Source organism: Selenomonas sp. KH1T6 (assembly GCF_900108415.1).
Taxonomy (GTDB): domain Bacteria; phylum Bacillota; class Negativicutes; order Selenomonadales; family Selenomonadaceae; genus Selenomonas_B; species Selenomonas_B ruminantium_A.
Genome location: NZ_FNWN01000010.1, coordinates 56,526 through 73,124, shown reverse-complemented (window position 1 = coordinate 73,124; position 16,599 = coordinate 56,526). Strand labels below are relative to the sequence as shown.

Annotated in this window: 5 protein-coding genes; all 5 read right to left on the bottom strand. The window is 49.6% G+C overall.

Annotation, left to right across the window (positions count from 1 at the left end; all coding sequences use genetic code 11):
- Positions 1–4: 4 nt before the first annotated feature.
- The 5 genes from BLW59_RS08120 to BLW59_RS08100 all read right to left on the bottom strand — a co-directional run bounded on the left by BLW59_RS08120 (position 5) and on the right by BLW59_RS08100 (position 16,344).
- The gene (locus tag BLW59_RS08120; protein WP_175463387.1) at positions 5–2,122 is read right to left on the bottom strand and encodes a calcium-binding protein; all 2,118 of its coding nucleotides are present in this window, start codon (positions 2,120–2,122) and stop codon (positions 5–7) included.
- Between the two features lie 298 nt (positions 2,123–2,420).
- The gene (locus tag BLW59_RS08115) at positions 2,421–4,796 is read right to left on the bottom strand and encodes a calcium-binding protein (RefSeq protein WP_074697389.1); all 2,376 of its coding nucleotides are present in this window, start codon (positions 4,794–4,796) and stop codon (positions 2,421–2,423) included.
- 179 nt (positions 4,797–4,975) lie between these two features.
- Positions 4,976–7,891: a calcium-binding protein gene (locus BLW59_RS08110; protein WP_074697388.1), complete on the bottom strand. Its 2,916-nt coding sequence runs from the start codon at positions 7,889–7,891 to the stop codon at positions 4,976–4,978.
- A 41-nt stretch (positions 7,892–7,932) separates the two neighbouring features.
- Positions 7,933–13,194 carry a calcium-binding protein gene (locus BLW59_RS08105; protein WP_074697387.1) on the bottom strand — a complete coding sequence of 1,754 codons (5,262 nt, stop codon included), beginning with the start codon at positions 13,192–13,194 and terminating at the stop codon, positions 7,933–7,935.
- 99 nt (positions 13,195–13,293) lie between these two features.
- Entirely contained in the window at positions 13,294–16,344 is a 3,051-nt protein-coding gene (locus BLW59_RS08100) for a calcium-binding protein (RefSeq protein ID WP_074697386.1), read from the bottom strand.
- Positions 16,345–16,599: the final 255 nt, after the last annotated feature.

The following is a 16,599-nucleotide window of genomic DNA, read 5'->3' as shown; positions in this document are numbered from 1 at the left end:
TCGCTTAGAAATTCTTCGTTTTCAAAGACAGAACAGAATCTTTACGGGTGATCTTGCTGCCAGCTTCATAGATATTGAGCTTGGCATCACAGCTCACATTTTCCAGAATTATGCTGCCGCCGCCCACGATAAGCTGCACATCCCGTACCAATTTTGTTCCGTTTTTGTGCTGCTTGTTGGCATACACATCGGTTACTTTGCCGGACATAACCTTGATGAGCTCATTAGATGAGTAATCAAGAATCTTATCCTTGCCATCGCCGTTCCAGTACAGGTAAATATCATTACCAGTGCCGCCCAAAAGGGTATCATTGCCCTTGCCACCGCAGAGAGTGTCATTGCCTACGCCGCCATAGAGATAATCATCGCCAGCACCACCTGAAAGGCTGTCATGGCCTGCATCGCCGTACAGGTAATCCTTACCACTGCCACCATAAATAGTGTCATTGCCGGCTCCACCCTTCAGCATGTCATTGCCAGCGCCTCCATCGAGGTAATCATTGCCGGCGCCGCCGTTCAGGGTATCAGCGAGCTTGCTGCCCACCAAGGTATCATTCGCCCTTCCGCCGGTAAGATTCACAGCAGTCGGTGAAGTGTGGAGATCAAAGCCAGCCTTCAACCCAGGATTGCTGACATAATAAGCAACATTTTCCTTCCTGCCATTGGCCGCGGTAAGAGTGACATCTATCCGCTTGCCAGCCATGCCTGCCAGCGTCACGGAACCTTTGCCGGACTTCAGTATGACATTGTTGCCAGAGGCAGCAACACTGTCCACCTTGGCTTTGTTGTAGAATTGCAGGGAATCCTTGCCACTCTGGAAGCCCCTGATGACATCCTCGCCATCGCCGCTTCCATACCAGAATACATCCTTGCCATTGCCGCCAAAGATGAGATCATCACCACCCTGGCCGTAGATATTACTGCCGTTTTTGCCAGCGTAGATTGTATTGTCATTTTTGCCAGCCTTGATGGTGATATTGTTGGTTTCCTGCGAAGCATTCACGGTGGTCACATTTTCCAGATAATCCTTGGCATCCCAGGTTCCCTTGAAGGGAGCCGTTAAGCTGACAGCTGTACGCTGATAATTGCTATAGGAAACACCGACGGGCAGTGCAGATGCCCCGGAGGCGGCAGACTGCTTTGCTAAATAGTGGAGCAGTACGTAACCACCACCAGCATAGTACCCATACTCCTCATTGTTCCTGCCCTTTTTGAACACATTTTTCCAATTGTCTATGCATTCTATGTCTGTAGATACCATGTCATATAAAATATTATGAAGTTCATCATCAGCGCCATGCACCAGATAGGCCATGCCTTCCCGCATAACATCGGACATCCCATTGAAACGGTCTATATTGGCCGCCATGACTGCTTGAGCCAACACATGAGCCAGGCCACGGTCCAAGTAATCAGCCGAACTGCCGTAGGAATAATCATCACTAATCATGCCATTCACATTCTGCCTGTCAAAGCCTACATAGTGGTACATATTTATATTCAACGTCAGCCCAGTCGTTTTTCCCGTCTTGTAGTCATCATAATAACCTATCCACGGCCGGCTGTAATCACTGGCATCATAGTAGAAATTCAGGCTGATATCCTTTACCGTTGCACCCTTCTCCGAAAAGCTCATGCCAAAGGATTCCTGCACAAGATCCAAAGCCCCCTTGGCCCACCAGCTATTGATGCGTTCCACAATGGCTCTTTCATCCTTGCTGAGACTGCTCTTGTCCGGCCAGTGGAAGGTCAGGCCGTTGATGGTAGTCTTTTCGCCTACAGGGTAAGATAAACTGCCAACTTCCTGCACAATGCTTTCCTTGGTCTTCACCCTTTTGCCACCCGCATCCGCGCCAGTGATTGCACCAGTATCAGCATTGGTCAGATCTATGCCGCAGTAATTCTTCAAGAAATTTTCTGCTTGTTGATCATAGTTACGAGAACCATCTTTGGCACCGTACTTCGACAAAGCGTGAACAAAGTCTTCCTTCAATGCATCCATGCTTTTGAACTTGCCCCCAGAGCAATTCTTCACGGCTTCATCCAAAGCCTTGGTACCTGACAACTTGCTGTTGTCCAATGACTGCATAAACTTTTTAATAACTTCCTGTTGCGTAGCCATTCCTTCACATCCTTTTCCTTTTGAGACCGCACACACCATGCCGCACAAGCCAATCCCTCTAGCTCCTTCTTTGCTGCGGCACAAATTGTATCTTTTGATACAATTTTCTCTACATTGAACCCAGATTAGGCCTAAATTAGACCTGCATTAAAAATGCTACACCCATATTAACTATAAAGCAAGCAAAATCATAGCCTAATCTGCGTCAAAAGTCCTATCACGCAACCAGTAGCATATCAAACACCCCCAGCAGACAGGGCAGAGCCTGTGCTGCTGGGGGTGGTGTGTTCTTATTCGCTTAGAAATTCTTCGTTTTCAAAGATTTAACAGAATCATTCATGGTGGTCTTGCTGCCAGCTTCATAGATATTGAGCTTGGCATCGCAGCTCACATTTTCCAGGGTTATGCTGCCATCACCCACGATCAGCTGCACATCCCGTACCCAGTTTGCTCCGTTTCTGTGCTTCTTGTTGGCATACACATCGGTAACCTGGCCGGACATGACCTTGATGGCCTCATTGGATGCATAGTCCATGAGCACATCCTTGCCATCTCCCTGATAATACAGATAGATATCATTGCCGCTGCCGCCGTAGATGGTGTCGTTGCTCTTGCCACCCCAGAGAGTATCGTTGCCGCTGCCCCCCAGCAGTATGTCATTGCCATTGCCGCCAGAGAGATAGTCACGGCCGTTACCGCCTGACAAGCTGTCATTGCCGTTGCCGCCATAGAGAGTGTCATTCCCCTTGCCGCCCAGCAGGGTATCATGGCCGTTCTGGCCATAGAGCTTCGAGGCGGCAGTTCCCGCCTTTATCACATTGGCATTGGCATTGCCGTAGAGGGTGAGGCTATTGGTAGTCTTGGAAGCATCCACAGTCTTGAGGCCCGTAGAGTAGAGGCCGGCGGTAAAGGTGCCGGCATAGGCCGCCCCCAGACTCACCTGAGTCTGCCTCTTGTCCACGTACCTGGCATTCTTCGGCAGGGAATTCACCACGGGGCCTATGACTGACTGCCTGCCCCTTGCATCCACCATGGTGATTTTCTTGCCCACGGCGTTTTTCAGGGTCAGGCTGCCCTGCCCCACTGTCAGGATCACATCCTTGCCGTTGGCCTTCTTGCCGGTGAGTGTGCCGCTGCCCAGGCGGATGATATCCTTGCCCGTCTCGTAGTCCTTGATGATATCCTTCCCATCGCCACCAGCATAGTAGAAGGTATCATTGCCTGCGCCGCCAATCAAAAGATCTGCTCCAGCGCCGCCATACAGGATGTCGTTGCCTGCGCCGCCGTTGAGGGTGTCATTGCCTGCGCCGCCCAATATAGTGTCGTTGGCACTGCCGCCCAGCAGGGAGTCCTTACCCGCGCCGCCAATAAGGCTGTCACCTTTTCCTTTCTCCGCACCATAATATGCTACAGAAACATCGCCATTCTTATCCACAAATCTAACGGCACGGTTCTTCATCCCCTTCAAGGTAATGCTCCCCGAACCTATCTTCAGGATCAAATCATTGCCCCTGAAGGCATGGCTGTCAACTTTGCCCGAATCCAGCACCAGGGCATCATCACCACCATAACCCACTATGACATCATGGCCGTCACCGTTCACATATTTGATCAGATCTGTACCATTGGTGGCATGGATAGTGTCATTTCCCTTGCCCAGATTCCAGCCTACATATTGGAAATCATTCTCATTACTGCAATCCCCGGTGGCAAAACGAACATCCTCGTTACCGTCACTGCCAAAGAGCTTGAGTTTCTTTGCCTCGACTATGGTCAGGGTCTTATGACCGCCTCCCATATTAATCGTGGGCATTTCATTGGCTTCACCGTAGAGCCACACCGTATCGTTGCCAATGCCGGTATCCACCGTGACCTTGCCTACATAGCTCTCGAAATAGTCATTGCCTGCCCCGCCCACCAGGGTTACATTCTGACCCTCATTGTGCAGGTGGTCATTGCCATCGCCGCCGTAGACTATGGCCCCGACGGCCTGATTGGTGACTCTGTCGTCACCGGCCCCAGCTTTAATCGTCGAGCCAACGCCATTGGAGCTGTTGCGGATGGTGTCATTGCCTTCATTGCCGCCCAGCCCGCAATTTGCGCCCTGGTTCTCAATATAGTCATTCCCGGCACCGCCTATCACCGTCACCGCGCTGACAAAATTGACTAGACAATCATTGCCGTCATATCCGTCTACCCAGCTTCTTTCACCCCGGTTAAATACGCTGTCGTTCCCGGCACCAGCATAGATAGTCACCTGAGAACCCTGATTACTGATGTAATCGTTGCCGTCATTACCACATATCAGGGTCCTGGCTCCATAGTTATCGACGCTGTCGGCCCCTGCGCCGGCATAGACAGATACACTGCTGCCGGAGTTTTGCAGGTAGTCATTACCGTCATTCAACTCTACATACGCCTGGCTGCCCCAATTGCTGACGTAGTCATTTCCATACCCTCCGGAAATTGAAGCATTCGCAGCCGTAGGACTGTTCTGGATGACATCATTACCATCATTGCCCAGAACCACGGTCCGCCCCCCTTCATTTACAAGGGTGTCCGCACCTGCACCTCCCCTGAGGGTCACACCGCTCCCGGTGTTCTTCAGCTGATCATTCCCGGTGCTGCCGGAAATAACCACATTGCTTTTCTCATTCTTCCGTGAAATTGCCAAATCCCATTCCTCCTTTTATGATATGCTCCAAGTTAAATCAAGATTAGAGCATCATTAAAATGATACACCACCCCTCATCATAAAGCAAGCAAATGCCGCCTTTGCTATCAAAACCAGCGCAGCCACCAGCACGACAAACACCCCCAACAGCCAAGGCTGTTGGGGGTGCCTGTCTTCATTCATTTACGCGTGCGCGATTCACTATTCTTCAAAACAGTCGAGGACGCAGTCCCGTTTTCTCCAAGGGGAGCAGTTACATCTGTACTCATAGGAGTCCCCGCCAGCAACATCCCACTTCCACCGGCAGACATTTCACCAGAGAGCGCTGCCAAATCCTCTGCCGCCCTCCGGGCCGTCAGGGAATCCTGGCTAAGAGATACTGACTCCAGTTTCATGCTGTCAGCGTCGAGATATGATGCAGCATCATCAAAGTAAAGGGAAGCACTGTCCATCGTCATATCATCTTCGTCTGCTACCAGCACCTGGCAGGCATCAACAGACCAGATGCAGCTACTCTCTTCAGATGCCTCCCCCCATGCCTCCTCAGGATAATACGCAACTCCTTGCAAAGGAATAGCAGCTTTGTTGCATTCTGCATTATTTGTGTCAGAAATGATATTTTCAGATTTCTGCCACTTGGTCAAATTCACCTGATTGCCATCTTTATCAAGAATGGTAATCTCTTTACCAGCCACCTTATTGAGAGTGAGTGTATTGCCGGTATTGGAAGTGAGAATTACATCCTTCCCAGAGATTTTGCCACTCTTGATCTTGCCTGCGCTAAGGACAACGACATCTTTGCCGCTGATATAATTATAAATGGTATCGTTACCCAGGCGGCTTCCCCAATAGAACTTATCCACTCCCTTGCCGCCGTAAAGCTTGTCATTGCCTGCACCACCGATAAGTGAACCTCCGCCGCTGCCGGCAGTCAAAATGTCATCCTTAGTCCCGCCGCGCAATACGGACTTCTTGGAACCGCCAGTAAGCTTTACTACACCATTAGATTTTGTAGCATCCAGCACATCAATATCATGGTACAGCGTAGTATTAGCCAAAGATACCGTAGCTGCAGCACTTATCTGCAGAGTATCTTCCTTCTTGGCACTGCCATAATACCGCCGGTTAGCAGCATAAACAAATGTATTTGCCTTATCCTGACGTCCAAAATAATAAACAGCGCTCTTGCCATCAGCACCAATGACATCTACGCGTTTATTAGCCATACCTGTCAATTTTACCCAACCATCGCCAGATTTTAGCGTCACATCCGTATTTGAAGTCACAACGCTGCTAATCTGAGCCTTGTTGTAAAAGCGCATGACATCTTTGCCGCTTTGGAAATTTTTTATAGTGTCTTTTCCCTCACCCTTGCCATACCAGTAGATATCTTTCCCAGCACCACCCTGCAGTGTATCATTGCCTTTCATACCGTAGTAATTGCCGCCAGCTTTGCCTGCCTTGATGGTATTATTATACTGATTGCCCTTCAAAGTCAGTTCATTGCTGTTCTTAGAAGCATCAATATTCCTGATGGTGGACTCATATCCTGCAATATCCAGCTTGCCTTCAAAGGGATTCTTCACCGTCAGCTCGGTATGCTTACTGTTAGAAGTCACACCTTTAGGCAATGCGAACACTTTCTTAGTCCCACCATCCTCTTCCTTTACTATGATAGATTTACCAGCGCCATTCTTGACAGTTATACTGCCAGAAGAGCCGATTGTCAGGACTGCATTAGCACCAGACACAACCGACTTGATCAAAGATGCCCCGGAAGTCAGACGAATCACATCCTCCTCCGGATTGAAATCACTGATTGTATCTTTACCTCCTCCTTTTGCATACACGAAAACATCCTTTCCTTCACCACCATATAAAGTGTCATTACCCTTGCCGCCAAAGAGAGTATCATTACCTCCCTGACCGTAATATGTACCACCAGCAGAACCTGCATATATTGCATTAGCCTTGCTATTTCCCTTGATGATAACGCTCTTATTGGCGTTCTTGACATCTATGGTCTTTACTGCTTCCGAATAATCACTGGCATTGAACGACCCTTTAAATGCTGTACTAGCAGTTATGGTCAGCCCATCTTTGCTGACAGAAAGCCCCTTAGGCAATGATTTATCAGATACCTGCCGCGCCATATAACGCAGCACTGCATACGCTTCAAAGCTGCTATCCCAATAATCCCCACTTAGGCCGCCGGAAGAGCATTCAACACCAAAATATTTGTTGTAACTGCTGTCCCCGCCGCCTACAAGGCTGATCAGCCCGAGTTTCAGATAATTCGGCAATTTGGTAAATCCCTTCACATTTGCTGCCAATGTAGCTTCGGTAAGGGCATCCAGAAAATCTCGATCCAAATATTCAACTTCGCCATATCTATTTATTTTACCGTTTTTGTCTGAACCAGATAAGGACATGAAATAATTCATGTCGATGGTCAAGGTGAGCTTTGAAGCCCCCCAGGAATCAGAATTCACATTCAACCTGACCGGTTTATAGTACTTGTAGACAGAATTTGGGGCATCAAACTTAACTTCCAGTTCCGTAACACTGGCACGCCCATCAGAAAAGTTTATTCCCAAAGACTTTTCTATCAAATTCAGGGAATCCTTGATCCACCAGTTATAAAGATTCTTAACAACCAGCCGTTCCTTAGCCTCCAGTGTCGCCTGGTCAGAAGGAAAACCATACTGAGCCTTTGCATACGTGACATTCACCGTCAAGCCATTGCACTCGAAGCTGTTATATTCTTTTGTCTTCAACGCACGGGCTGCCGTTGCTTCCGGCACAACCGACTCTGCCGTCTTCGTTTCTGCACCGCCGGCATCTGAACCAGTAATAGCGCCTGTATCCGCATTGCTTAGATGAATGCTACAATAATCTTCCAAGAACTCCAGCTCTTTGCTCTTGCTAGATGCCTGATATGGTTTTATATCCTTACAAAAACTCTGCCTAAGTGCCTGAAAACTGGTATACCCCAGCCGCTTTACAGCCTGATCCAAAGCCGCAGTCCCCGTTTTGTCTGTGTCAGCCAAGGATTCCATAAATTTCAAGATGACCTTATTCTGTGTCATAACCATAGAGAGGCACTCCTTCCATGAACAAAATTTTCCATATCAAGTCATTTGCCATTGAGCAATTCATCCTTGTGACTATTTTTCGATGATGTTCCTATATTCTCATCAAGGAAGCCTTTCGCCGTAGTGGAAGCATTCCCCACCACTGTCATCATATCGGCGCATGAACCTGTATCACCGGAAAGAATCAGCAAATCCTCTGCCTCCCTCTGCACCGTCAGGGTGTCATGGTTCTGCGATATAGATTCCAGCTTCACGCTGTCGGCATCAACATAGTCTGAAAGCTCATCATCGAAATACAAGAAAGAGCCTTCCGAATCGCCAATAATATTCTTGTACTCAGAAGCGATGTTGGCAGAATACTGCCAGTCGGCCAGCTCATTGCCATACGAATCCAAAATGGTAACATCCGACAATCTTGTGTCCTTCAGTATAAGTTTGGAACTACAACTGCGGTCAACATTCCACAAAATCAAGTCATTGCCACTAACTTCATAACTATTTACACTATCGCTATAACCCAACCGTATACTGTCTTGTCCTCCCTTATAGCCATATACTGTAATCTCATCTGTTGCCCCACTATCCCAGCACAATTTATCCTTACCATTCCCCATATATACTGTATCATGACCACGCCCAGTAGTAATATAGCCCTCGCAATCACTGGCTATGATGCAATTATCCCTATCATCACCATAAATTGAAAAGACTCCCCCCATATTCTTAATCGCCGAGGCATCTACAGAAGCAGTTAGCTCCGGGAGTGCTTCGAAATCAAACAGTGTGTGTGTGTCGCCAAAAGAAGCACTTAATACATATTGTTTTTTGCTGCTATTATATGATATGCCATCTGGAAGTTTTCCGTCATACCAATATGTATCGCTCACATCTGCAAACCTGTTATACACAGTTAAATCCCCTGGCTTGACATCTTTCACAGTCAAAGTATGCCTACCGCTTTTCAGTATGACATCATTACCAGACACAGCATAACTCTCAATCCTGGTGCCACATTCCAAAAGAATCCTATCCTGTCCCTTGGTATAGTTATAAACAACGTCATCATTCATACTGTGACTCCAAGAAAAATCATTTTTGCCGCTACCGCCGTAGAGAGTATCTTTTCCATATCCTCCATACAGTTCCATATCTCCGCTGCCAGCAATAAGCACATCATCCTTAATGCTACCCCAAAGAATATAGTGATTACCTTTATACGCAGTAGCATTTCCAGTACGAACACTTTTCTCGACATCGTCTATGTCGAAGATATAACCAATCTGCGTATTCTCCCCCAGAATCACTTCCGTCTTATCCGCATTATAAGCAGGTTCGGTACCCGTAGGGATATTCCCCGCTACCTTATAAGTAGCCCTTACACCGTCCCCATCAACTACACTAAGAATCTTATCCTTGCCGCCTGCCACACGGATATCGCCTACAGTACTCTTGAAGATAACGTCATTACCTGAGAGTGTGAAGTCCGTGATGGTGCCCTTGCTCATTTTCACCATCATGGTCTTGCTGTCGTAGGTGACGCCTGTGGGCAGGGAGGGGTCAGTGGGCGTTGCAGCCTTGTAGGTCTTTTTCACCTGCTTGCCGTCCGTGCCCTGGATGGTGATGGCCTTGCCAGCCATCTTCTTGAGGGTGAGGGTGTTGCCAGTATTTGAGGTAAGTATCACATCCTGGCCGGAGACCTTGCCGCTCTTGAGCTTGCCAGCGCTGAAGGCCACCAGATCCTGGCCGCTGGTGTAATTGCTGATCACATCATTGCCAAAACCGGAGCCCCAGTAGAACCTGTCCGCTCCCTTGGTGCCGCTGATGGTATCATTGCCTTTGCCCATGAAATAATACGCCGCGCTTTTGCCTGCAGCATCCGTGATATCCACCCGCTTGTTGGCCAGACCTGCCAGGGTTATGGAGCCGCTGCCGGATTTCAGGGTGACGTTGGTACCGGATATGGTGACGCCGTCCAGTTGGGCTTTGTTGTAGAAGCGCAGGACATCCGTGCCGCTCTTGAACGACTTGATAGTGTCCTTGCCGTCACCCGTGCCGTACCAGAAAACATCCGTGCCTGCGCCGCCATAGATGGTATCATTGCCTCCCTGGCCGTAGATATTGCCGCCTTTCTTACCTGCTTTGATTGTGCTATTGTATTTTCCTGCCTTGATGGTAATGCTGTTAGTTTCCTGGGAAGCATCCACCGTACGCACTGTAGAGGCATAATTACTTGCATTCCAGGTACCAGTGAAGGGTGCTTTGATGGTCACGACCGTCTTGGCTGAGTTGTAGGTGACACCAGCGGGGAGATAAGTCCTGGTAGTCTTATGCCCCTTGGCATCTACCACCACAAGGGTCTTGCTGACTGCATTTTTAAGCGTCAAGGTATTGCCGGCATTAGAGGTAAGTATCACATCAGAGCCGGAGACCTTGCCGCTCTTCAGACTACCTGCGCTAAGCGCAATGATATCCTTGTTGCTTTCATAGTTGTACACCACATCATTGCCCAAGCCGGAACCCCACCAGAATTTATCCTTGCCTTTGCCGCCGTTGTATGTGTCATTGCCCTTGCCGCCATAGAGCTCGGCGCCGCCCTTGCCTGCAGTCAGTGTGTCTGCCTTGGTGCTACCGCGCAGCACAGACTTCTTCGCGCCGCCAGTGAGCTTCACCGCCCCAGCGGAGCTGGAGGCATCCAACACATCTATATCATGATACATAGCAGTATCTGCCAAAGAAACCGCGGCAGCCATATTTATCTTCAGCGTATCCTGCTGCTTCGCACTGCCATAGTAGCGACTCCCTGAAGCGTAGACAAAGCTGTTGGCTTTGTCCTGCCTCCCGAAATAATAGGCCGCATTCTTGCCCGCAGCATCCGTGATATCCACCCGCTTGTTGGCCATGCCTGTCAGGGTTATGGAGCCGCTGCCGGATTTCAGGATGACATTGGTGCCGGAGGTGGTAACGCCGTCCAACTGGGCTTTGTTGTAGAAGCGCAGAACATCCGTACCGCTCTTGAAGTTCTTGATAACATCCTTGCCATCACCCGTGCCGTACCAGAAAAGATCCTTGCCTGCGCCGCCATAGATAGTGTCATTGCCGCCCTGGCCGTAGATATTACCGCCCTTCTTGCCGGCCTTGATGATATTGTTATATTTGCCTGCCTTGATGGTTATATTGTTGGTTTCCTGGGAAGCATCTACCGTGCGCACAGTCGAGGCATACTTCGCCGCATCCCAAGTGCCCTTGAAAGGAGCCTTGATGGTTACGGCTGTCTTATTGGCATTATAGGCAACGCCGGTATCGGCCAGCTTATAAGTTTTCCTGGTAATATTGCCAGCCGCATCTGCAGTCACGATGACTTTGTCAGAGGCACCTTTCAGCGTGAGGGTGCTGCCGGTATTCGATGTCAGGATGACATCCTTGCCGGATACCTTGCCACTCGTCAGGCTTCCGGACTGGAGTGCGATGACATCTTTGCCGCCTTCATAATTGTAGACCACGTCATTGCCCTGGCCGGAACCCCACCAGAATTTGTCATTGCTCTTGCCGCCATAGTACAGGTCATTGCCCGCGCCGCCGTATAGCTCCGCACCGCCTGCGCCCGCAGTCAGTGTGTCTGCCTTGCTACCGCCGCGCAGCACAGATCTCTTCACGCCGCCAGTTAGCTTCACCGCCCCAGCAGAGCTGGAGGCATCCAGCACATCGATATCATGATACAGCGCAGTATCTGCCAAAGAAACCGCAGCAGTCCCATTTATCTTCAACGTATCCTGCTGCTTCGCGCTGCCGTAGTAGCGGCTTCCTGCAGCGTAAACAAAGCTGTTGGCCTTGTCCTGCCGACCGAAATAATAGGCAGCATTATTGCCATTAGCATTCGTGATATCCATCCGCTTGTTGGCCATGCCTGCCAGGGTTATGGAGCCAGTGCCGGATTTCAGGATGACATTGGTGCCGGAGGTAGTGACGCCGTCCAACTGGGCTTTGTTGTAGAAACGCAGAACATCCGTACCGCTCTTGAAGTTCTTGATAGTGTCCTTGCCATCACCCGTGCCGTACCAAAAAACATCCTTGCCAGCGCCGCCATAGATAGTGTCATTGCCGCCCTGGCCGTAGATATTGCTCCCCTTCTTGCCGGCCTTGATGGTGCTATTATACTTGCCTGCCTTGATGGTGATGCTCTTATTTTCCCCGGAAGCATCCACTATACGCACACTATCAGCGTAATCCTTGGCATCCCAAGTGCCGCTAAAGGGCGCAGCTATGGTGACAGTAGTCTTGGCTCTGTCATAGGAAATTCCTTCCGGCAGCTCAGACCCGCCGGTGCCGGAAGCAGCCGCCTGTTTGGCCAGATAGCGGAACAGCATATAGCCGCCGGCATATGAATGGGTACCATAGTTGTAGTAGGTGCCGCGAATCGAGAACATTTTCTGCAAATCAGCCACGCTGCCCGTGGTTGCCAGCTGACGGATATCCGAAGCGCGTTCATCGTCGATGCCATGCACCAGCTCAGCCAGGCCTTCCTTGACAAACAGGGGCAGGTTGGAAAAGTAGTCGATATTGGCAGCCATCACCGCATGGACAAACTCATGGGCCAGTGTGCGGTCGAGATAAAAGGCCGTATTCCTGCTGGCAGCGCCATTCACATCCTGCTTGTCGAAGCCGCTGTAATAATACATATTCACCCGCAGAGACAGCTCGCTTGTCTTCCCTGTGTAGGGGGAGTATGAATGCCGGACTGAAGCCAGGGCGGAATCACTACTATTGTAGTAGAACTGAAGGGTAATATCCTTGACCGAAGTGCCTGCCTCAGAAAAATTCAGACCATAGGATTCCTGTATAAGATTCAAGGCCCCTCCGGCCCACCAGCTATAAAGCCGGTCTGCAATGGCCTGTTCATCACTACTCAGGGAATTCCTGTCCGGCCAATGAAAGGTCAGCCCGTTGATGGTGGTCTTGCCGCCACTGGGGAAGGAACGAACAGAGCCGGATTCCGCCACAATGCTTTCAGCTGTTTTAGTTATGGCACCACCTGCATCAGAGCCGGTAATAGCGCCGGTATCTTTATTGTTTATGACAATGCCGCAATAATCCTTCAAGAATTTATCCGTCTGCTCATCATAGTAGCTGTAAGTTCCGCCATGGTTTCTCACATCATTGATAAAACTGTCAATCAAAGCCTGCATATCGGAGAATCTTCCCCCTGAGCTTTTTTTGACAGCCTCATCCAAAGCATCAGCACCAGACAAGGTGGTGTTGTCCAAGGACTGCATAAAGGACTTGATTACTTCCTGGTGAGTTGCCATTCAATTCACTTCCTTGAATATATGTTTCACGGACAGGTCGAAAGCAGTTTCGGCCTGTCCGTGATGTAGTTCAAAATGCCAGCCTGACCAGTCAGGCTCCTAAATATTCCTCTTCACCAGCGAAGAAACCTTATAGCTCTTCTTCCCGCCACCAGCATCAATCACATTGAACGTGGAACTGCATCCCAAATTCTTCAGCATTATGCTTCCGTCCCCCACTGTCAGCACCACATCCTGCACATAGCCTGCTCCGGCTAGGGAGTGTTTCTGGCTGGCATACATGCTGCCTACTTTGCCTGTCATGACCTTGACAGCCTGGCTGGAGGAGTAATCCATGATCTTGTCATTTCCATCACCCTTGGAATAAAGATAGATATCCTTGCCGGTACCGCCATAAAGGGTATCGTTCCCCTTGCCGCCGCAGAGGGTGTCATTGCCAGTGCCGCCCTTGATAGTGTCATTGCCGCTGCCGCCATAGAGGCAGTCATGGCCTTTGCCGCCCTCCAGATAATCCCTGCCCTTGCCGCCGGTCAGAGTATCATTGCCGCCCAGCCCGTAAAGCTTCGAACCGGCAGCTGTTGCGCTGAGGCGATTAGCGCTGTCAGTTCCGTATATGACCAAATTCAATGCTTCATTTTTGGCATTTTTCAACGTAAGGCTGCCCGTGCCTACTTTCAGTAAAGTATCTTTGCCACTGGTACTAACCGAATAGGACTGCACGGAGTCTAGCCGAATGGTATCCTTCGCAGCCTTGTAGCCATAAACCACATCATTTCCATCGCCGCTGACATAGCGGACAACCTCCCCCGTGCCTTCCAAGTAAATTATATCGTTATTGGCACCGCCATATACAGTAACCTTATCCCCGGCGGCCCTCAGGGTGTCTTTGCCGCTGCCGCCATCCAGGACAGTCTTTGTGGCACCAGCTCCAGCAAAGAGATAGTCATTGCCCGCGCCACCACTGAGACTGTTGCTCACGCCGTAAGCTGTCAGGGTATCCAGACCTTTCCCTCCGTTCAAGGTGACCTTGTCCCCCCTGGCCGCCAGCAGGTCATTGACGGAAGTCCCGTTTATCTTCACCTTGTCATCCCAGGGATGGGCCACAGAGGCATCATATGAATCGGAAGACTGCTTAGCTAGGTAGCGCCAGAGGATATAGCCTGCTGCATCATTGCGGCCATCTCCGTTGCTGCTGATGATGCCATTTATATATTGCGCAAGCTTCGAGGGATTTCCCGCCAACTCCCTGATGCGCCCACAAATGTAATTCTCATCGCCCGTCATAAGGGAAGCCAGCCCCTCTGTCATAGAACGTGAAAAATTGCCAGTGATGCCAAATACATTTTGAGCAGGATACGCCAGCCAGGCTGCCAAGGCAGCATCCAGCCCGCCGCCACTTTTGTCCGAAGCCTTGAAATCTCCATAACTTATGGATGCTTCATAACCGCCACAATATCTTAGCTTCATACTGCCGGACTTTTCAAAAGTTATGGAAATGGAGAACGGATTCTTCTCGAATGACATCCCGGATGATTTTTCAACCAAATCAATGGCACCATCCAGCCACCAGGAATATATTCCCTGGACTACCAACTGCTGCTGTTTCGTCAGGGAGGATTTCTTCGGCACCGTCACCGTGACACCACGCTTGGTGAAGGTAGTCTTGCCGGGATATACGGCCTTGCCGGTCTCAGTCACCAGCTCATTCCTGCTCACAGTTTTCATGCCGCCCGCATCCCAGCCAGTAAGGATACCCGTATCCTCATTATCCAGATTGATGCCGCAGTATTTTTTTAGGAACGTATCTGCATTTCCCGCAGCCTGGCAGTCAGCTACGAGACGATTGACCACATCATTAGCATCCTTGAAGGAAGTGCCAGCCTTCACAGCCTCATCCAACGCAGCCATCCCCTGCAAAGGTGATTCGCTTACGGTCTGCACAAAGTTCTGAATGACTTCCTTGGCCGTATAACCTGTGCCGTAATATTTGGTAGAAATATTGCCATTCTTGTCCATGAAATTGATGGCATGGTTGGCCATGTTCTTCAAAGTGATACTACCCTTGCCTACCTTCAGTATGAGATCGCCGCCACTTAAAGAGTAGCTGTCAACCTTTCCCGAAGTCAGCTGGATTACATCCTGAAAGTCGTAGTTCTCAATGATATCAGCCCCATCACCGCTTGCATATTGGAACAGATCCTGCCCACGGCTGCCGTATAAAGTGTCATTTCCCTTGCCGCCGTTCAGAGTCACATTTGCCCCTGCTGCGCCGTTTGCATACCAGAAAGATTCGTCAAACCGGATTTCCTCACCGCCTGCACTGCCAAAAACTTTTGCATTTTGCACCTTGCCCAGGCTGATGACATTCCTGCCGCCTTCGGCATAGATGACAGGACACTCGTCCTCCGCCCCCAAAATGCGGATGGTATCATTGCCACTGCCGGAGTACACAGTCACCTTGCCAGTGTCGCTGTAGATTGAATCATTGCCTGCTCCGGCTTTTATGGTTGTATTAATACCATTAACACAATTCTCTATACGGTCATTATCTGCTCCGCCATCCAGCAAAGCTCTGGCCCCATTGTTTTTTATAAAGTCTTTGCCAGCCTCTCCATATACCCTGGCACGCTCTGCGCCATTATGAAGAGAATCATTCCCCGCTCCGCCGCGGAGCGTTGCTTTCTTGCCATCAGTATTGTTGATATAATCATTTCCCTCCCCTCCTTCAAGCACGGCCAGATTTCCATTGCTTATGATGAAATCATTGCCCAGACCGCCCTTGATGGTGACACTGGTTCCGGGAGCATTGTTATATATGGAGTCATTTCCATCGCCTAAATCGATATGCGCCCCAGCACCGCCATTAAACAAGGAATCATTCTCTGTCCCTGCTTCGATTACAACCTTCTCTCCCCAATTGGCCACAGTATCCTTTCCTGCTCCGCCCTTAATCGTTGCCTCTCTTCCATCAAGGTTATTGCGGATGGAGTCATTTCCGCTCCCGGCATCAATCACGGCCTGTACGCCATTATTGATGATGGAATCATTCCCTTTTCCGCCTTTGACAGTCGCGCCTCTTCCAACATTAAATATTTCATCGTTATTACTGGTGCCAGAGTACACCACGAAATCTTTATCTGTATACGACATAGTGACTCCCTCCCCATGTGCAAACGAATAGTCCACCTTAACGTTCTTATATTATTATCGTAGTAATCAGCCATCAGCTTAAATTTTTTTGTATTCCAGCATCAGCATCATCTTGCCAGATTCCAAGGCAGAATAACGACCCCATCGGCAAATTGCCGACAGGGGCATGTATATTGCGACTACTGTAGCAAGCTTAGGGCACTGCTGTTCTGGTTGGCCTGGGCTGGCATGGACCAGGCGGCTTGTAGGAGAAAA

Bases quoted from the DNA above. Each gene is read 5' to 3' on its own strand.
- BLW59_RS08100 (WP_074697386.1), bottom strand. From the start codon at position 16,344: ATGTCGTATACAGATAAAGATTTCGTGGTGTACTCTGGCACCAGTAAT.
- BLW59_RS08110 (WP_074697388.1), bottom strand. From the start codon at position 7,891: ATGGTTATGACACAGAATAAGGTCATCTTGAAATTTATGGAATCCTTG.
- BLW59_RS08120 (WP_175463387.1), bottom strand. From the start codon at position 2,122: ATGGCTACGCAACAGGAAGTTATTAAAAAGTTTATGCAGTCATTGGAC.
- BLW59_RS08105 (WP_074697387.1), bottom strand. From the start codon at position 13,194: ATGGCAACTCACCAGGAAGTAATCAAGTCCTTTATGCAGTCCTTGGAC.